This is a genomic window from Stutzerimonas xanthomarina DSM 18231 (assembly GCF_900129835.1).
In the GTDB taxonomy this organism is placed as follows: Bacteria; Pseudomonadota; Gammaproteobacteria; order Pseudomonadales; family Pseudomonadaceae; genus Stutzerimonas; species Stutzerimonas xanthomarina.
This window is the reverse complement of record NZ_FQXA01000003.1, coordinates 443,378-460,434: the sequence shown is the minus strand read 5'-3', so window position 1 is coordinate 460,434 and position 17,057 is coordinate 443,378. Positions and strand designations below refer to the sequence as shown.

Annotated in this window: 16 protein-coding genes; 8 read left to right on the top strand and 8 right to left on the bottom strand. The window is 59.2% G+C overall.

The window, feature by feature from the left end:
- Positions 1 to 18 precede the first annotated feature (18 nt).
- Both BUE09_RS10150 and BUE09_RS10145 read right to left on the bottom strand, forming a co-directional pair.
- Positions 19 to 1,110 carry an LOG family protein gene (locus tag BUE09_RS10150; protein WP_073300869.1) on the bottom strand — a complete coding sequence of 364 codons (1,092 nt, stop codon included), beginning with the start codon at positions 1,108 to 1,110 and terminating at the stop codon, positions 19 to 21.
- A 267-nt stretch (positions 1,111 to 1,377) separates the two neighbouring features.
- Positions 1,378 to 2,778: an MBL fold metallo-hydrolase RNA specificity domain-containing protein gene (locus tag BUE09_RS10145; RefSeq protein WP_073300868.1), complete on the bottom strand. Its 1,401-nt coding sequence runs from the start codon at positions 2,776 to 2,778 to the stop codon at positions 1,378 to 1,380.
- 128 nt (positions 2,779 to 2,906) lie between these two features.
- Between BUE09_RS10145 and BUE09_RS10140 the strand changes: the two genes are divergently transcribed.
- Positions 2,907 to 5,312: a phosphoketolase family protein gene (locus BUE09_RS10140; RefSeq protein ID WP_073300867.1), complete on the top strand. Its 2,406-nt coding sequence runs from the start codon at positions 2,907 to 2,909 to the stop codon at positions 5,310 to 5,312.
- Positions 5,313 to 5,364: 52 nt separating this feature from the next.
- Here BUE09_RS10140 and BUE09_RS10135 read toward each other — a convergent pair whose 3' ends face one another.
- Positions 5,365 to 5,757, bottom strand: a complete 393-nt coding sequence (locus tag BUE09_RS10135; protein ID WP_073300866.1) for a PA3611 family quorum-sensing-regulated virulence factor — start codon at positions 5,755 to 5,757, stop codon at positions 5,365 to 5,367.
- 116 nt (positions 5,758 to 5,873) lie between these two features.
- Between BUE09_RS10135 and BUE09_RS10130 the strand changes: the two genes are divergently transcribed.
- Entirely contained in the window at positions 5,874 to 6,590 is a 717-nt protein-coding gene (locus tag BUE09_RS10130) for a tRNA-uridine aminocarboxypropyltransferase (RefSeq protein WP_073300865.1), read from the top strand.
- Positions 6,591 to 6,602: 12 nt separating this feature from the next.
- On the opposite strand, the gene BUE09_RS10125 is transcribed toward BUE09_RS10130, so the two are convergent.
- Positions 6,603 to 7,526 carry a DMT family transporter gene (locus tag BUE09_RS10125; RefSeq protein WP_073300864.1) on the bottom strand — a complete coding sequence of 308 codons (924 nt, stop codon included), beginning with the start codon at positions 7,524 to 7,526 and terminating at the stop codon, positions 6,603 to 6,605.
- 233 nt (positions 7,527 to 7,759) lie between these two features.
- On the opposite strand from BUE09_RS10125, the gene erdR reads away from it, so the two are divergent.
- A complete protein-coding gene (erdR, locus tag BUE09_RS10120) occupies positions 7,760 to 8,410 on the top strand; it encodes a response regulator transcription factor ErdR (RefSeq protein ID WP_073300863.1) in 651 nt (216 codons plus the stop codon).
- Positions 8,411 to 8,458: 48 nt separating this feature from the next.
- On the opposite strand, the gene BUE09_RS10115 is transcribed toward erdR, so the two are convergent.
- Positions 8,459 to 9,385, bottom strand: a complete 927-nt coding sequence (locus BUE09_RS10115) for a LysR family transcriptional regulator (RefSeq protein ID WP_073300862.1) — start codon at positions 9,383 to 9,385, stop codon at positions 8,459 to 8,461.
- Positions 9,386 to 9,494: 109 nt separating this feature from the next.
- Between BUE09_RS10115 and fpr the strand changes: the two genes are divergently transcribed.
- Positions 9,495 to 10,271 (top strand): ferredoxin-NADP reductase, encoded by a 777-nt coding sequence (gene fpr, locus BUE09_RS10110; RefSeq protein ID WP_073300861.1) that lies wholly within the window; start codon positions 9,495 to 9,497, stop codon positions 10,269 to 10,271.
- A gap of 64 nt (positions 10,272 to 10,335) precedes the next feature.
- Here the strand turns inward: fpr and BUE09_RS10105 are convergent, their stop codons facing one another.
- Both BUE09_RS10105 and BUE09_RS10100 read right to left on the bottom strand, forming a co-directional pair.
- A complete protein-coding gene (locus tag BUE09_RS10105; protein ID WP_073300860.1) occupies positions 10,336 to 10,821 on the bottom strand; it encodes a YchJ family protein in 486 nt (161 codons plus the stop codon).
- A 6-nt stretch (positions 10,822 to 10,827) separates the two neighbouring features.
- Positions 10,828 to 11,325 (bottom strand): DUF6231 family protein, encoded by a 498-nt coding sequence (locus tag BUE09_RS10100; protein WP_073300859.1) that lies wholly within the window; start codon positions 11,323 to 11,325, stop codon positions 10,828 to 10,830.
- 174 nt (positions 11,326 to 11,499) lie between these two features.
- Between BUE09_RS10100 and BUE09_RS20765 the strand changes: the two genes are divergently transcribed.
- On the top strand, positions 11,500 to 12,138 hold the full coding sequence (locus BUE09_RS20765) for an OmpA family protein (protein ID WP_073300858.1): 639 nt from the start codon (positions 11,500 to 11,502) through the stop codon (positions 12,136 to 12,138).
- A gap of 148 nt (positions 12,139 to 12,286) precedes the next feature.
- Here the strand turns inward: BUE09_RS20765 and BUE09_RS10090 are convergent, their stop codons facing one another.
- A complete protein-coding gene (locus BUE09_RS10090; protein WP_073300857.1) occupies positions 12,287 to 12,751 on the bottom strand; it encodes a CopD family protein in 465 nt (154 codons plus the stop codon).
- Positions 12,752 to 12,837: 86 nt separating this feature from the next.
- Between BUE09_RS10090 and dinG the strand changes: the two genes are divergently transcribed.
- The 3 genes from dinG to BUE09_RS10075 all read left to right on the top strand — a co-directional run bounded on the left by dinG (position 12,838) and on the right by BUE09_RS10075 (position 17,038).
- Positions 12,838 to 14,982, top strand: a complete 2,145-nt coding sequence (dinG, locus tag BUE09_RS10085; protein WP_073300856.1) for an ATP-dependent DNA helicase DinG — start codon at positions 12,838 to 12,840, stop codon at positions 14,980 to 14,982.
- Positions 14,983 to 15,123: 141 nt separating this feature from the next.
- Entirely contained in the window at positions 15,124 to 16,272 is a 1,149-nt protein-coding gene (locus tag BUE09_RS10080) for a serine hydrolase domain-containing protein (protein ID WP_073300855.1), read from the top strand.
- Positions 16,273 to 16,408: 136 nt separating this feature from the next.
- Entirely contained in the window at positions 16,409 to 17,038 is a 630-nt protein-coding gene (locus BUE09_RS10075; RefSeq protein WP_073300854.1) for an OmpA family protein, read from the top strand.
- Positions 17,039 to 17,057 lie beyond the last annotated feature (19 nt).

The following is a 17,057-nucleotide window of genomic DNA, read 5'->3' as shown; positions in this document are numbered from 1 at the left end:
TCCTGTTTTCGCACCGCTTCAATCTTCGGCACCCAATGGCGAAGCCCAGTGTTCCCTCGCATTGATGAAGTCGATCAGTTCCCGTAGCCGGCCGTGATCCCGGCCGTTGAAAACAAAGCTCAGCCTGGGTAAAGGCTGCAGTTCCGGCTCGTCCAGCTCCATTTCACAGCACGCTTGCTGCTCGAAGCGGCCTTTGAGACAGAGGTCGGCGAAATGTTTATTCATGTAGGACATCGCGGCATCGTTCAGCACATGATTCATGCGCATGACGAAGCGATCCTGCAACCATCGGCTCGAGTGGAAGTTGCTGTAGAAGTGATCAATTTCTTCGGCAGCATCTTCGGCATTGTCCACGAGGCGCATTAATCGCATGTCGGTCGGCAGAATGTAACGATTGCCCTCTAGCTGCCGACGCATAAAATCCAGCGCATCTTTCCAGAACGTGCCGCCGGGTTCATCCAGCAGGACGATTGGCACCAGCGGACTCTTGCCCGTCTGGACCAGTGTGAGTACTTCCAGGGTTTCGTCCAGCGTGCCGAAGCCACCGGGACACAGTACCAACGCATCCGCCTCCTTAATAAAGAACAGCTTGCGCACGAAGAAGAAGTGAAAAGACAGCAGGTGGTCGGTGCCATCTACCGTCGGGTTGGCATGCTGCTCAAAGGGCAGGGTGATGTTCAGACCGAGGCTGTTATCCATGCCTGCGCCTTCATGGGCAGCCGACATAATGCCCCCACCGGCGCCGGTAATGACCATCAGATCGTAGCGTGCAAGCGTCTCGCCGAGCCCGCGGGCGAGTGCGTACAACGGGTGTTCGATGGGCGTTCTCGCCGAGCCGAAAACGGTCACCTTGCGGCGACGCTTGAACTGATCGAGGCGGCTGAAGGCGTGCTCCATTTCGCGCATGGTCTGTAGCAGAATCTTGGCATCCCAGCGACTTCGGTCGGCTTGCGCCATGCGCATGACGGTAACCAGCATTTCCCGATACAGCGGCAGGTTCTGGCTGCTGGATGGAACGACCAGTGCAACCAGTTCATCGATTTTCTTCGATAGTTCGGCACCACTGGTTTTGAAATGTCGCGACAGGTAATCGTCCGGTTCGAAAGGCATACGAGTCTCCTTAGAAAGCTTCGGCGCTGCTTAGCCGCCATACGCGAGGGCGGTGCCTCCCATGTTCGCATGCGTGCAAACGACCGCCAGAATCCAGCCCAGGCGAGGCCTGGCATGCGGCTTACTTGGGTCAATGGTTCTATGCCTAACAGTAGCCCAGCGCGAAGGCGCAAATGCAGGCCGCTCCGCTCAGTGAGCGAAAGCCCATCATCATACGTGCAGTGTTTTGCCTGAGCCGCAGGGTTGAGCTGCGGCTGTGTCCGGTCATCAGAGGGCGATGCGGTCGCCTGGTTCCGGAATGTTGGCTTGCCAGTCGAGACGATCACGCAGTGCTTCCTGCAAGGCACGCATCTTGTCTAGCTCCCCATGCACGAGATAGAGCTCCGGACGCGTCTTGAATTGGTTCGCCCATTCAATCAGCTGTGATTGTCCGGCATGCGCTGAGAAACCGCCCAAGGTATGAACCTGAGCTTTCACTGCTATGCGCTGATGCATCAGCTTGACGGTCTTGGCTCCGTCGACGATGGCGCGACCGAGCGTACCGCTCGCCTGGAAGCCTGGAATGATCAAGTGGCATTCTTCTCGCCAGAGGTTGTGCTTGAAGTGATGAAGCATGCGCCCGCCAGTGCACATGCCGCTGCCTGCGATGATGATCGCGCCGCTTTTGAAGCGGTTGATTGCCATTGATTCTTCGGTTGTCGGTGTTGGCCTGAATATCGGCAGCCATGACTCGATACGCTGTCGGTTGTGGTCGCCAGCTATGCCAGGCTGTATATCCAGTTGCTCTTGGAACAATGAGTAGATCGCGTTTGCGCCGATGGCCATCGGGCTGTCCAGAAAGACCACTTGCTGAGGTACACGACCTTGCTGGTAGAGGAGGCCGAGGTAATAGATCAGATCTTGCGTGCGGCCGACCGCGAATGACGGTATGAGTACATTTCCACCATCCCGGTGGGCCTGCTGAAGGATCTCGGCAAGCTCCTCGATGGTTGCCTGATGATCGCGGTGATCGCGATCACCGTAGGTGGACTCCAACAGCACTACGTCGGCCTCGCTTAATGGCGTCGGCGCATGCATCAGGGGCGAACAGGCGTTACCCAGGTCGCCGGAAAATACCAGGCGGCGGGTGGCACCGAAGTCTTCAACGTCGACCTGAACGATGGCTGACCCAAGAATGTGCCCCGCATCGAAGAAGTGCACGGAAACCCCCGGTGCTGCTTCGAAGGCTTCGCCATAAGCATGAGGCTGACGTTGCGCCAGCATGCGTTCGGTGTCGACCCGGGTGTAGAGTGGTTTGATGGGCGGCTTGCCCAAGCGTGCACGCCACCGATTTTCCCACTCGGCGTCCTTCTCCTGGATGTTTGCCGAGTCGAGCAGCATCAGCTCGAGCAGTTTCCCCGTCGCCTCGGTGACATGTATAGGCCCTTTGAACCCTGCTGCCACAAGCTTCGGTAGCAAGCCGCTATGGTCGATGTGCGCGTGTGACAGCACCACGGCATCGAGTGTTTGCGGGTCGAAGCTAAAGCCCGCACGGTTGCCTGCTTCCTCTTCGCGCCGGCCTTGGCGCATACCGCAGTCGAGAAGCACGCGAACGCCTTCATGTGTTTCGATCAGGTAACAGGACCCAGTGACCTGTTGGATGGCGCCGAGAAAGCTGAGCAAAGCCATGAGAACCTCCTGTCTGTACGGTTGTGCTCAGCATGCCCGCAATACCGGCGGCTCATCTTGATGCATATCAGAGAGAGCACCCGAGGCGCTGACTAGACTGTCGCCAATGCCCATCGAAGGAGTGCCACATGAATCAGCTACTGCCCAGTCTTGTTGAGCTGGACCATCATGCTGAGGCCCAGCCTGAGTTCGCTCGCTGGCGAACCGGGTATGGACCTTTTGAACATGCTCTGGAAACCCAGGCTGCCGTGTTTCGCCTGGCTCATCAGCTGGTACAGGCGAAGCTACAGCCGGATCTGGCGAGTGTGTATCGGCTGTTGCAGGCCATCGATCGGATCGGCGCTGCAGGACTCTGGCTGGTTGTGCACATGACCTATGCGCGTCGCGTTCGTCTCGACGGTTCAGCTCTCTGCGCCGAGGACTTCAAGACTGCGCCAGAAGGGCACACTGGTGGCTCGCTGAATATGGTGCCTGCCTACGCCGGTTATCTCGGACTGAATGCCCTGACTGGCAGTACACGTGCATGGTTGATGGGGCAGGGCCACTGCGTCGCAGCGATCGAAGCGCTGAATCTGCTTACCGACAATCTGCATCCCGAACAGAAGCAAGCCTACGGCGGTGGCGAAGCAGGCATCAATCGGCTCCTTGAGGATTTCTACGGTTACCACCAGGCGGCGGATGGCAGCCCATCGGCGCCCCTGGGTAGCCATGTCAATGCACATACCGGCGGCGGTATTGCCGAAGGCGGGTACCTTGGCTTCGCCGAGCTGCAATATGCCCATATGCCGCTGCCGGGCGAGACGCTGGTGGCTTTCCTCTCAGATGGCGCGGCAGAGGAGCAGCGCGGTAGCGACTGGATTCCGCGTTGGTGGCGTGCCGAGGATTGCGGCGTCGCGCTGCCAATCATGATTGCCAATGGTCGTCGCATTGAACAACGGACCCAGCTTGGCACTCATGAGGGGCTTGAAGGGTTTCGCCAGCACTTAAGTCGTTGTGGCTTTGACCCGATTCCCTTCGATGGTCGTGACCCGGCAGCTTTCGTCTGCACGCTGTGGGAAATGGAGCAGCGTCTGGCCCATCGTGTCGAGGACAAGTCCCGCGGCCTGCTGCGCTATCCGTTGCCGATCCCTTACGGCATTGCCGAGACGGTGAAAGGGTTCGGCTTCTATGGCGCCGGCAGCAACGCGGCGCATAACCTGCCTCTGCCGGGTAACCCGCATGTCGATGACTCATCGCGCGAGCTGTTTAATACGCATGTCGCCCCGCTTTTCGTACCATGGGATGAGCTTGAGCAGGCTCGCCATCTGGTCGCGCAGTCCCGTCAGGCGCGCCCCGCCGAGCGCGACAATGTGCTGGCGACCAGGCGGCCCACTGCGCCAGTCATGCCACAACTCCGGTATCACGATCATGCCTGTTCACCGATGGCAGCGGTGGATGATTTTTTTGTGGACCTCACCCGTGCCAATCCATCGCTGCGCCCCCGTGTAGGTAATCCCGATGAGCTGGCCAGCAATCGTCTTGGTCGGGTGCTCAGAGCGTTGAAGCACCGCGTGGTCGATCCTGAAGGAGAGTTAGAGGCGGTAGACGGAAAGATCATCACGGCACTGAACGAAGAGGCCGTGGTTTCCGCCTGTCTCGCCAACCAGGGCGGATTGAACCTGGTTGCCAGCTATGAGGCGTTCTGCGTGAAGATGCTCGGCGCGGTACGCCAAAGCCTGATCTTCTCCCGACAGCAGAAGGAAGTGGGACGGCCCGCCGGTTGGCTTGGCTGGCCGATCATCGCCACTTCGCACACCTGGGAAAACGGCAAAAATCAGCAGTCGCATCAGGACACCACCTTTTGCGAGGCCTTGCTGAGCGAAATGAGCGACATGGCGAGAGTCTTGTTCCCGGCGGATCACAACAGCGCCCTGGCGCTGCTGCCTTCCATCTACCAGGCCCGCGGTGCGCTGGCTTGCCTGGTCATGCCCAAGCGTGAGCGACCAGGCCTATTCAATCAGGCGCAGGCCGAGCAGCTTGCTCGTGATGGTGCGATCGTCGTCGACGAGCAGAAGGGCGATAACGACATTCTGCTGATCGCCAACGGCAGTTATCAATTGACCGAAATGCAACGCGCCACCCAGCGGCTCAAAGAAGCAGGTGTCAGCTATCGCCTGGTTTACTTGCAAGAGCCGGGGCGCTTTCGCGCGCCGCGGGATCGTTGGGAGATCGAGGCGCTAGCGGCGGAAGGTGTAACCGAGCGTCTGTTCCCCGAGCGGATGGAAATGAGGGTGCTGCTCACTCACATGCGCCCCGAGGTGGCGCGCGGCCATCTCTGGCCGATCCTGCCGGACGTGCGGCGCAATTCAGTGCTGGGCTACCGCAACCGTGGCGGCACGCTGGACGAAGGCGGGATGCAATTCGCCAATCGTGCGTCGTGGGCTAACGTGCTGGCCGCTTGCGCCCGGTTGCTCGACGTACCGCGAACTGCATTGCTCAAACCGGATGAGGCCGCTGCGGTAGCAGGCAAGGGCGATCCGCGCGTGCTGCGCTAGTCAGGCCTAGTCAAAGGGCAGCGCCGATGCTGCCCTTGGCATGTTGCTGGTTTCAGCAATCGCCGGAACGATAGCGTTCCGTGGTGATCGGTTTCTTGCTCTCGTATTCACTGAACTCGAAGCGCAACACTGCGCCCTGGCTCATCAGTTGACGCAGGCCCTCATTGCTGCAGACGCTAGCGGCCAGTTGGGTGCGGACCTGCTTGGGGTTGTCTCGCATCTGTGCGGCGTGGCGTGGCTGAACGCTCAAATGGTTGACCAGTTCATTTCCGTCGACGCTGTAGCCTTCGTCGAGCAGGTCGGAGTTGATCGCACGTGGAGTGCCTACACTGCTTTCGCGGGCGACTTTTTCCAGCAATTGGCCGAGCGCCTGGTCTTGTGCGGACGCGGTGTGGGCGAAGGGCAGGGCGAGGCAGAGCGTTAAAAGTGTGGTCAGACGGCGCATGGGTGATCTCCTGATGACTGCCGTCGTTCGACCGGTGCCTGCCCATACGGTTCAGCGCTGCCATGGTTTCGGGGCGGCTGTTAGACTGCCGCTCCGTCCTGATTGAACGAATTTAAATGTCTCATGCCGTAGTCCGCCTTCGCGATGCACGCCTGGCGCGTAGTGCTAAGCCGTTCATTGCGCGTGGCTCGCGCACGCCCCGGTGTGCTCGCTGCCGTGTAGCTGCCAGTCATTGTTTGTGCGAATGGCTGCCAGCGGTGACCACCACCAGTGCGGTGTGCCTGATTATGCATGATATCGAGCCGTTGAAGCCGAGTAACACCGGCTGGCTGATCGCCGATATCGTGACCGATACCTACGCCTTTACCTGGCAACGAACCGGCGTGGAACCCGCGCTACTGGAGCTGCTGGCCGACCCCCGCTACCAGCCGCTGGTGGTCTTTCCTGGCGAGTATGCGCAACCTGATCGGGTGGTTACAGAACTTAGCGTCACGCCGGAAAAGCGCCCGCTGTTCATCCTGCTGGATGCGACCTGGACCGAAGCGCGCAAGATGTTTCGTAAAAGCCCCTATTTGAATCATCTGCCGGTGCTGAGCCTGCAGGCCGACGTGCTCTCACGCTACCGGCTGCGCCGCTCGACGCGGAGCGAACATCTTTGTACTGCGGAAGTCGCTGCCTTGTGCCTGGGTTTGGCGGGAGATGAACAGGGCGCATCGGCGCTGGATACCTGGCTCGATGCGTTCACTGACCATTACCTGGGTGCCAAACACCACCGCACGCCAGACCCGGATGACGCAACCCATCGAGCGCTAGCTGCCCTCGGCGAGCGCTGATTTGCGAGACGGTCAATGCCTGGCCACCTGTGGAATTTCAGTCGCGGCCGGTACGGGTATGTCCCTGCGGGGCCAGAGCTGTGCCGCGAGCATGCCAACGAACATCAGTGCACAACCAAAATAACCACGCGGGCTTAGGCTTTCATCAAGCAAAAGGGCTCCAGCAAGCGCGGCGAATACCGCTTCGAGCGAGAGGATGATTGCCGCATGCGAGGCTATTGCGTGCTTCTGCGCCACGACTTGCAGGGTATAGCCGACACCAACTGCGAACATCCCGCCATAAATCAAGGCGGGTGCGGCGAGCCAGATACTGTTCAGGCTGGCTCGCTCGAAGACTGCTGCAAGCACCAGGCTGATGACTGCACAGGTCACGAACTGCAAAAAGGCCAGGCGAATGGCATCGTGACGACCGACGAAAAAGCTGACCAGCAATACATGTACGCCCCAGACGAAAGCGCCAGCCAGCTGTATCCAGTCGCCGGAAGCGATCTGGAAATTCTCATCGATGCTGAGCAGCGCCATGCCAACCACGGCGAGCACAGCGCCTAGCCAGGTACCCATGCCGGTCTTCTGGCCGATCACCAGCCCCAGCAAAGGTACGACGATGACGTACAACCCTGTAATGAAACCGGAATTGGTCACGCTGGTGAATAGCAGACCAACCTGTTGCAGGTTGATGCCTATGGTCAGGGCAAGGCCCATGCTTAGGCCTCCGAGCAACAAACCGCGCTGCAGGAACGGCTCGTGGCGAGCAGCGCCTCGGCCTTGATGCAGTAACAAGGGCAGCAAAACTATCGCGCCCAATGCGAAGCGCAGGCCGGTGAACAAGAAAGGCCCGATGTTATCCATGCCTACCCGCTGCGCGACAAATGCGCTTCCCCAGATCATGGCTGTGATGAGCATTAGAAAGTCGGCGCGAAGGGCTTGTTTGCGCATGTTTGAGCTCGTGCGGAAAACCGCGAACTTTGCATCAAACCGATGCGCTTTGCTACCGCTTCGCCGTTCGGCGCGGCAACCGGCTGATTAAATGCGGAACGATGATCGAATTTCGTGTGGTGGCGCGATATCATCACCGCGGTCACTCTCGAGCATATTGCGGGTTCTCGCCGTCCTGATGGTCAACACCCGGCTCAGGCAGGTGAAGCGCCAATAAAAACTATAGGTCCGCCATGGCTGCTTACGAAATCCTTATCGCCGATGATCATCCGCTGTTTCGCAGCGCCCTGCAGCAAGCGTTAACGCTTGGTCTGGGCGATGGCGTGCGGCTTTCCGAGGCGGCTAGCATTGCCGAGCTTGAAGCCCAGCTGACCCGAACCTCCGACTGGGACCTGGTCTTGCTGGACCTCAATATGCCCGGCGCTTATGGATTCTCCGGGCTCGTGCTGCTCCGCGGTCAGTATCCCCAACTGCCCGTGGTCATGATCTCCGCTCAGGAAGACGCTGCGGTTGTTGCCCGTTCGCGTGAGTTTGGTGCGAGTGGTTTCATTCCCAAATCCAGTTCACTCGAGACGATCCAGCAGGCAGTGCGGGTCGTGCTTGATGGCGACGTCTGGTGGCCTAGCAACATCGACGATGTGGCGCATGTCAGCGCTGAAGCCAAGGCCGCCAGCGAAGGGCTCGCGAGCCTTACGCCCCAGCAGTTTCGCGTGTTGACCATGGTATGCGACGGCCTTTTGAACAAGCAGATCGCCTATGAGCTCAGCGTTTCCGAGGCGACCATCAAGGCGCATGTGACTGCAATCTTCCGCAAGCTGGGTGTTCGCACCCGAACCCAGGCAGCACTGCTGTTGCAGCAAATGGGTTCAATTCCCAGCACCTGATATCCGTTTCGTTTGTTGATGCCTCGTTAACCTCGAACAGCCCAAGTTCTAGGCAATCGCCGGCAGCACAATCTCGTCGCTCCGTCGGACGCCGGCCGTCAGTGCTCGGCATTGCTCGATGAACTCACGCATCGCGGCCGTCTGGTATTTCAACGAGTGCCAGATGAAATAGAACTGGCGAGCTAGGTCCAGCTCGGGTGTTTCCAGAGCGACCAAGCTGCCGCGGCGGAATGCATCGCGCAACGCCAGTCGTGAAATGCAGCCAATCCCCAGCCCGGACTCGACGGCTCGTTTGATCGCCTCGGTATGCTCCAGTTCGAGCCGAATGTTTAGCTTGGCAGGATGATGGCGCATGGCATGGTCGAAGGTCAGGCGAGTACCGGAGCCTTGTTCGCGGAGAATCCAGGCTTCGCGCGCGAGCTGATCAAGGCTCACCTCGGTGTGTTCGGCCAAGGCGTGCTGGGGCGCGCAAAACACCACCAGTTCATCTTCGACCCAGGGTAATACCTCAATCTCCGGATGCTGACAGTCGCCTTCGATCAGACCTAGATCAAGTTCATGTTGCGCAACCTGCTGGACAATATGCGCAGTGTTTTGGACGTGGAGCTTCACTCTGCATTCAGGATGCCGCTGCATAAAACTGCCGATCAGAAGGGTGGCGAGGTAGTTGCCAATCGTCAGAGTGGCGCCCACGCTCAGCGAACCAAAGCCCGTTTTGCCAGCCAGCAGGTCCTCGATCGCTTTGGCCTGGTCGAGCAAGCCTACTGCCTGCGGTAACAATTGGTGGCCCAGTGCGTTCAGCCACAGTCTTTTGCCCGCACGGTCGAACAGCTGGCAGCCCGACTGGCGCTCCAGTTCAGCCAGTGACGTGCTGGTCGCCGACTGGGACAGGGCGAGGCTTTCGGCAGCGCGCGAGACACTTTCATGCCGCGCGAACGCGACGAACACTTGCAGCTGACGGAGTGTGAAATGCATATCTATATAACCGATAACATATATCGTTAATATTCGCTTAGCGGATATTAGCCGGCCCGGTAAACTGCCAGCAATATTGACGCGCCACACGCGCTAGAGGGAGCACTACATGAGCAACCTGAACGTTGAGCGAGTCCTCAGTGTGCATCACTGGAACGACACGCTGTTCAGTTTCAAAACCACCCGCAATCCGGGGCTGCGCTTTGAAAATGGCCAGTTCGTGATGATCGGACTCGAGGTGGAAGGGCGACCCCTGATGCGTGCCTACAGCATCGCAAGCCCGAATTATGAAGAGCACTTGGAGTTCTTCAGCATCAAGGTTCCGGATGGTCCGCTGACGTCTCGCCTGCAGCACCTCAGGGAAGGTGATTCGTTGATGGTCAGTCGCAAGCCGACTGGCACGCTGGTGCTGGACGACTTGTTACCCGCCAAGCATCTGTACCTTTTGAGCACGGGAACCGGTCTGGCGCCTTTCATGAGCGTGATCCAGGATCCCGAGACCTACGAGCGCTTCGAGAAAGTCATCCTGGTACACGGGGTTCGTTACGTGAATGAAGTTGCCTACCGTGAATTCATCACTGAGCACCTGCCGCAGAACGAGTTCTTCGGCGAAGCCTTGAAAGAGAAGCTGATCTACTACCCCACCGTTACGCGCGAACCTTTCGAAAATCAGGGTCGTTTGACTGATCTGATGCGCAGCGGCAGGTTGTTTGCTGATATCGGCCTGCCACCGATCAACCCGGAAGACGACCGCGCGATGATCTGTGGCAGCCCGAGTATGCTGGCTGAAACCAGCGAAGTCCTCGACAGCTTTGGTCTCAAGGCATCGCCGCGGATGGGCGACCCAGGCCACTACCTGATCGAGCGAGCATTCGTAGAGAAATGATTGGTTGTTGACACCCATTGAGCCGGCTGCGCATCGCGTCAGCCGGTTTTTTTTTGCTCGCTGTTTAGAGGTAGATGGCGCAGCACTTCTTGTACTTTTGGCCGCTGCCGCACGGACAGGGGTCGTTGCGACCGGCCTTCAGCGGGACAGTGGGATCGATGAAGTACCAGCGTTCGTCGTGCTGAACGAACGCTGAGCGTTCATGTTGAGCGTGCGCTCCAGCCCCGTCATGCCAGCGGGCGGTGAAGCTGACCAGCGCATGTTCCGGCCGTCCGCCAAGCACCTGGCTTTCCTCGACCTCCAGACCCAACCATGTGCTGTTCGCGCTCCACTCCCTCATGGACTGCAGGTCCAGAGCGTGCTGCTGGGCCGGCAGAGTAGTTGCTTGTAGGTAATCGATGGCCCCGACGACGTAGGCACTGTATCGCGAACGCATCAGCCGTTCCGCGCTGGGTGCGGATAACCCTTGATGATACCGGCCGCAACATTCGGCGTAGGAATTGCCACTGCCACAGGGGCAATTGGCGTCCGTCTTCTGATCGTCAGTCATCTCCGATTACCACCAGTATTTGCCGAACATTTGTGGATTGGCCCAGTACTTGGCGTTGAGCCAGTCTGGAACCTGCTTGTAATCAAGCAGGTCGTAGGTGAAGAGGGTTACCGTTTGGCTGTCTCGTTCGAAACGTGCGCCGACCTGTAATGCCAGGGCGTAGAAGTCAGTTGCCTGCCAGTCTGAAGCATTCAGGTCGACCAAAACCGCCAAGCGGCTGGTATTGAGATTGCGAATGCCGCCGAGTAACTGCAGGCCGTCAGGCTTCGAAAGATGCTCCAGACAGTCTGCGATCACGGCCATATCGTAGCGGCGGGCGGCGAGCGCTGCAGGCAGTGTGCCGGCTGGTGCGCGATCAATCTGGCAGTGCTCATGGCTGCGGCTGAATGCGTCGATTGCCGGCAGTTCGCTCCGGCCGACATGCAGCAATCGGGCTGGACGGTGTTGTTCTAACAGCGCGGCCAGAGCTTGCTGCGGCGTCTGCGATGAACGGGATGCGGTCAAGCCGGGATTCCTCGATATCAGGCGTAGCGGAATGCGGACATTGCAACCCGCAGGGTCTGTAAAAGTATAAAGACTAGCGCGCTGGCGTCTGCCGTCCTAGTCTCGATATAACTGGAGCCGCTTATGCTATAGCGCATAACGCTCTGGCCGATCCCACATTAGGAGGCTTTAACGATGACTAGCTTACGGACAGCAGTACCCGTGATTGTGATGACCACCTTTCTGGCCGGCTGTGCAGGGGTGCAGAAGCAGGATTGGCCCAGTTGTGCGGCCGTCGGCGGCGTAACCGGTGCCGCGCTGGGCGCGATAGAAAGCAGCACCTATACAGGCTACGGCGCATTGATCGGCGGCGGCATGGCCGCAGCCTACTGCTGGGCCAATGGGACCGAGCAGGAGACGGTTGCCGTTGTTGAAACGGTTGAACCTGCGCCGATGGCAGAACCGGAGCCCGAGCCAGTGCTGGAAGCGGTACGGGTTGAGCTGGACGTAAAATTCGACTTTGACAAAGCTACCGTCCGTGAGGACGCCTACGATGATATCGAAGTGCTTGCTGACTTCATGAAGCAGTACGACCAGACCTCGACGACTGTAGAGGGCCACACCGACTCTATTGGTACCGATGCCTATAACCAGCGTCTGTCTACGCAACGTGCCCAGGCCGTTCGCGATGCCTTGGTTAACCGCTACGGTGTCGAAGCCGACCGTCTAGAGGCGGTGGGTTACGGTGAGTCACGTCCGGTCGCTGATAACTCGACTGATCAGGGTCGAGCCATCAACCGTCGTGTTGAGGCTTCGGTCGAAGCGCGTCCGTAACGAAAGCTATGCAAAAGCCGGGTGCGCCTAGGCTGAGCGAACATATCGCGATGAAAAGGTCGGGCTGCGTCGATGCAGCCTGGCCGGCGGTCGTTATGTTCATCCGCCGTTTGATACCCGGTTTTTGTGTGCTCCAACTGAATTGAAATCAGAACAGTGGGCGTGCACTCGCCAGCGCCACCACAGCCAGGCCCAAGAGTAAGTTGATGCCGACCAGCCGGCGGATTCTTCCCAGTACCGCGCCACCTTCCTGCCATTTCTCATCAGCGATTGCGCGCTTGAGCTCTGGTAGCTGCAGCAGCTGGATGCGTAGGAACAGGGCGAGCATGACCAGAAACACACCACTCATGATGTGCACGTAGCGGGGCGCAGCCTCCAGCCCATCGAAGCGCATGTGCCACATCCCGATACCGCTGATCGGCAACACCACTATCGTGACCCAGACCCAGTTGAAGAACTGGCGAAAAACTTCTGCCCAGAGTTTCAGCCGCTCTGGTGCCTGCAGCTGGGAAACAGCGGCAGGGCGCAGCACCATCCAGGCGAAGAACATGCCTCCCACCCAGATCACTGCGGCCAATACATGAAGTGAATAGAGCGCGGCGAATGCGGTCATGGGAAATCTCCGGTGGCGGTTGAGGAAACGCGCGTTATCATAGCCACCCTGCAGAAATACTGAAAATATATACAGCATCCGCGCCCATGCTCAGCACTGAACTCAAGTCCCAGATCCAGGGCGCCTACTCCCAGTTTCTAGAAGCCAAAGCCCTCAAACCCCGTTATGGCCAGCGTTTGATGATTGCCGAAGTGGCGAAAGTACTCGGTGCGATAAAAGCCGACGACGAGGGGCGCAGAGATGGAGAGCCTGCTATCGTCGCGGTCGAGGCCGGCACCGGCACCGGCAAGACGGTCGCCTATAGCCTGGCTGCCATTCCGACGGCCAAAGCGGCGGGCAAGCGCCTGGTAATCGCAACGGCGACGGTCGCGTTGCAGGAGCAGATCGTGCACAAGGATCTGCCGGATCTGATGCGCAACAGCGGGCTGAGCTTTTCCTTTGCCCTGGCCAAGGGGCGCGGTCGTTATTTATGCCTGTCCAAACTCGACGCGCTGCTGCAGGAAGGCCATGCGCAGAGCGCAACCGCCCAGCTGTTTGAAGAAGAGGGCTTTCACATCGATGTGGACGAGCGTAGCGAGAAGCTCTTCGGAAGCATGATCGAGAAGCTGGCAGGCAACCGCTGGGATGGTGATCGTGACACTTGGCCTGAAGAGCTGGCCGACCCCGACTGGGCGCGCCTGACCACCGATCACAGTCAGTGCACCGGCCGTCATTGCCCCAACTTCCAGCAGTGCGCCTTCTACAAAGCGCGCGAAGGCATGACGAAGGTCGACGTCATCGTCACCAACCATGACATGGTGCTTGCTGATCTTGCCCTGGGTGGTGGGGCGGTGCTACCCGACCCACGCGATACGCTTTATGTCTTTGACGAAGGCCATCATCTGCCGGACAAGGCGATCGGACACTTCGCTCATTTTACCCGTCTGCGTTCCACTGCCGAGTGGCTTGCCCAAGTCGAAAAAAACCTGACCAAATTGCTCGCCCAGCATCCGTTGCCGGGCGATCTCGGTCGGTTGATCGAGGCGGTCCCTGAGATTGCACGGGACCTGCGCAGCCAGCAGCAGTTCATGTTCAGCGCTTGTGAGCAGTTGGCTGATTTCCGAGCTGGCGAAGACATGGAGGGCCGCGAACGGCCTCGCCATCGTTTCGTCGGTGGCCTGGTGCCGGAGCATCTGATCGAGCTGGGTATTGAGCTGAAAAAGGGCTTCGCCAAGCTAAATGATCTGTTCACGCGGCTGACCGAGTTGCTCAAAGAAGCGATGGACGGCGAAGCGGGTGTCGGCATCGCCAGCCATCAGGCCGAAGAGTGGTATCCGCTATTCGGCAGTCTGTTGACGCGTGCGCAGGGCAACTGGGAACTGTGGACGGCTTTCACCGCTGATGATCCAGAGGACAGTCCGCCCATGGCGCGCTGGCTGACATTAGCCGAAGGCGGCGCGCTGTTCGATATCGAGGTCAACGCCAGCCCGATACTGGCTGCCGAGACGTTGCGCCGTAATCTGTGGAACGTCTGCTACGGCGCGCTGGTGACTTCGGCTACGCTCACGGCGCTGAACAGTTTTGATCGCTATCGCATGCGCGCCGGGTTGCCGCGTTGTGCTGTTACCGCAGTGGTGCCGAGCCCGTTCCATCACGCGGATGCCGGTGTGCTAAGGGTGCCCGATCTCAAGGCCGATCCGCGTGATGCAGCTGGGCATACAGCCGCGATAGTGCGGGATCTACCAGCGTTGGTGGAGGCTTCGCGCGGCACGCTGGTGCTTTTTTCATCACGCAAGCAGATGCAGGATGTGTTCGACGGGCTGGCGCGTGACTGGCGCCGGCGAGTGCTCATCCAGGGCAATCTGTCCAAGCAGGAAACGCTCAACAAGCACAAGGCACGCGTGGATGATGGTGAAAAGAGCGTGCTCTTCGGGCTTGCCAGTTTTGCGGAAGGTGTCGATCTTCCTGGCGCCTATTGTGAACACGTGGTGATTGCCAAGATTCCGTTTGCAGTGCCCGATGACCCGGTCGAGGCGGCATTGGCCGAGTGGATCGAGGCGCGCGGCGGCAATCCGTTCATGGAAATCGCCGTCCCTGATGCTTCGTTGCGCCTCGTCCAGGCCTGCGGCAGGCTGCTGCGTACCGAGGAGGACCGAGGCACTATCACGCTGCTTGATCGCCGGGTCGTCACGCAGCGCTATGGAAAAGCCATTCTTAATGCGTTGCCGCCGTTCCGTCGTGAGATCGGTTAGCGACATGTCGGCCGTCTCGTGGTCAGCATGAACCGTTATTCAAGTAACTGATTGCCGCTCTGCTGAACTCGAATCTGTTTGCTTGATTCGATGTGACTGGAACAATGCGCTGAACCCATAAGCCTGATAAGGAGCGCAAAGGTGCAGATTCAGGGGTATTTCGATCTTCGTTTCGAGGCTGTCCGGGAAGCATTCAGCGATCTATTCGCGCAAACCCAACAGCGTGGCGCAGCTGTCTGCGTGAAGGTTGGTGGCGAAACTGTCGTCGATCTCTGGGCCGGTGTCGCGGATAACGCCGGTGAGCAGGCCTGGCAAAGCGACACGCTGGTCAATCTATTTTCCTGCACTAAAACGTTCACAGCGGTAGCTGCCTTGCAGCTAGTCGCAGAGGGCAAACTGCAGTTGGATGATCCGGTCGCCCGGGTTTGGCCGGAATTTGGCGCCAACAGCAAACAGGGCATTACGCTACGCCAGCTACTCAGTCATCAAGCTGGGCTGCCGGCTGTTCGCCAGCCACTGCCGCCGGAGGCTTTGTACGATTGGGACACGATGACTGCAGCGCTCGCAGCCGAAACACCTTGGTGGACGCCCGGTGATGGTCATGGTTATGCGGCGATTACCTATGGCTGGCTGCTTGGTGAGTTGATCCGTCGCGCCGATGGGCGTGAGCCGGGCGAAGCGATAGTCGCGCGCACTGCTCGACCCTTGAATCTGGATTTTCATATCGGTTTGGCCGACAGCGAGTTCGACCGGGTCGGCTATCTGACGCGGCAAAAAAACAACTTAGGCGACGCGGCCGCCCAACGGGTCTTAAAAGCCTTGATGAGCGAGCCGCAGTCACTCACCGCTCGTGCCTTCACCAATCCACCGTCGATCATGAACAGTGCGAATAAGCCGGAGTGGCGTCGAATGACCCAGCCCGCCGCCAACGGGCATGGCAATGCACGGTCTCTGGCAGGGTTCTATGATGGCTTGTTGCGAGGGGAACTACTCGATCACGCGCTGCTGGACGAGATGACGCGCGAGCACTGCATCGGTGAAGATCGCACGCTGCTGACCCGCACTCGTTTCGGGCTGGGCTGCTGGCTGGACCAGCCGGATGTGAAGAACGCCACCTTCGGAATGGGGCCGGGGGCCTTCGGCCACCCGGGGGCCGGTGGCTGCATCGGTTTTGCCGATCCCCAGCGCGATGTTGCCTTCGGCTATGTCACCAATACATTAGGCCCATATGTTCTGATGGACCCACGCGCGCAAGCGCTGGCACGTGTCGTCAAGGCATGTGTGGGTTGAACCACTCGTCTGTTTGGCCGGACGAGACTTTGCAGAACAAGGACCTGCGTCCACAATTTGAGACAAATCCTTGCTTAAGCTGCGTACTTCATCCACGCGGTTTATTTTCGCAACCCTCATCCACGGAAATTGGCTCATGAACCTGCTGAAAAGCGCCTCCCTTGTATTGTGTCTGGTCATCGCCGGCTGCAGCTCCAACGACGACAAGCCGGTAGAGGTGGTTGCTGCGCCGAGTCCCGTGATTGATGCTGCCTGGTTGGACGGGTACGAACCGCGCCTCCGCGATGCGTTGAAGGACAGTCATTTCGAGCTTGAGCGACGCGAGGGCGTGTTGGTGGTCACTGCACCAGTCGATGGCTCCTTCAACCCCGATCGCCCGGGCATGCTGTTGCCTGTGACGCTTGGCCCTCTCAGCCGGGTGGCGAAACTGGTGGAAGGCGACGAGAAGACCGCTGTGGTCGTGGTAGGCCATGCTGACAGCACGGGACCGACCGATCTCAATCGCGACATCAGTCGCCAGCGCGCCGGTGCCATTGCGGCGATTTTCCGGCTTAGTGGCTTAAAGCACGACCGGCTGCGCATTCGCGGGCTGGGTTCGGACATGCCGCGCGCCTCAAACGAGAATGAAGAAGGCCGTGCGCTGAACCGGCGCGTCGAGATGGTCCTGGCTCCCCAGCCGACCCTGCTGGCGCTGATTACCCAGTACAGCGAGGCCCCTGCCAAGCCGACGCAGGTCGCTGCGGCAGAAGTAAGCAAAGCCAAATAAGACAGGTGCTCTCGCCATT

Bases quoted from the DNA above. Each gene is read 5' to 3' on its own strand.
- BUE09_RS10150 (WP_073300869.1), bottom strand. From the start codon at position 1,110: ATGCCTTTCGAACCGGACGATTACCTGTCGCGACATTTCAAAACCAGT.
- BUE09_RS10145 (WP_073300868.1), bottom strand. From the start codon at position 2,778: ATGGCTTTGCTCAGCTTTCTCGGCGCCATCCAACAGGTCACTGGGTCC.
- BUE09_RS10140 (WP_073300867.1), top strand. From the start codon at position 2,907: ATGAATCAGCTACTGCCCAGTCTTGTTGAGCTGGACCATCATGCTGAG.
- BUE09_RS10135 (WP_073300866.1), bottom strand. From the start codon at position 5,757: ATGCGCCGTCTGACCACACTTTTAACGCTCTGCCTCGCCCTGCCCTTC.
- BUE09_RS10130 (WP_073300865.1), top strand. From the start codon at position 5,874: ATGTCTCATGCCGTAGTCCGCCTTCGCGATGCACGCCTGGCGCGTAGT.
- BUE09_RS10125 (WP_073300864.1), bottom strand. From the start codon at position 7,526: ATGCGCAAACAAGCCCTTCGCGCCGACTTTCTAATGCTCATCACAGCC.
- erdR (WP_073300863.1), top strand. From the start codon at position 7,760: ATGGCTGCTTACGAAATCCTTATCGCCGATGATCATCCGCTGTTTCGC.
- BUE09_RS10115 (WP_073300862.1), bottom strand. From the start codon at position 9,385: ATGCATTTCACACTCCGTCAGCTGCAAGTGTTCGTCGCGTTCGCGCGG.
- fpr (WP_073300861.1), top strand. From the start codon at position 9,495: ATGAGCAACCTGAACGTTGAGCGAGTCCTCAGTGTGCATCACTGGAAC.
- BUE09_RS10105 (WP_073300860.1), bottom strand. From the start codon at position 10,821: ATGACTGACGATCAGAAGACGGACGCCAATTGCCCCTGTGGCAGTGGC.
- BUE09_RS20765 (WP_073300858.1), top strand. From the start codon at position 11,500: ATGACTAGCTTACGGACAGCAGTACCCGTGATTGTGATGACCACCTTT.
- BUE09_RS10090 (WP_073300857.1), bottom strand. From the start codon at position 12,751: ATGACCGCATTCGCCGCGCTCTATTCACTTCATGTATTGGCCGCAGTG.
- dinG (WP_073300856.1), top strand. From the start codon at position 12,838: ATGCTCAGCACTGAACTCAAGTCCCAGATCCAGGGCGCCTACTCCCAG.
- BUE09_RS10075 (WP_073300854.1), top strand. From the start codon at position 16,409: ATGAACCTGCTGAAAAGCGCCTCCCTTGTATTGTGTCTGGTCATCGCC.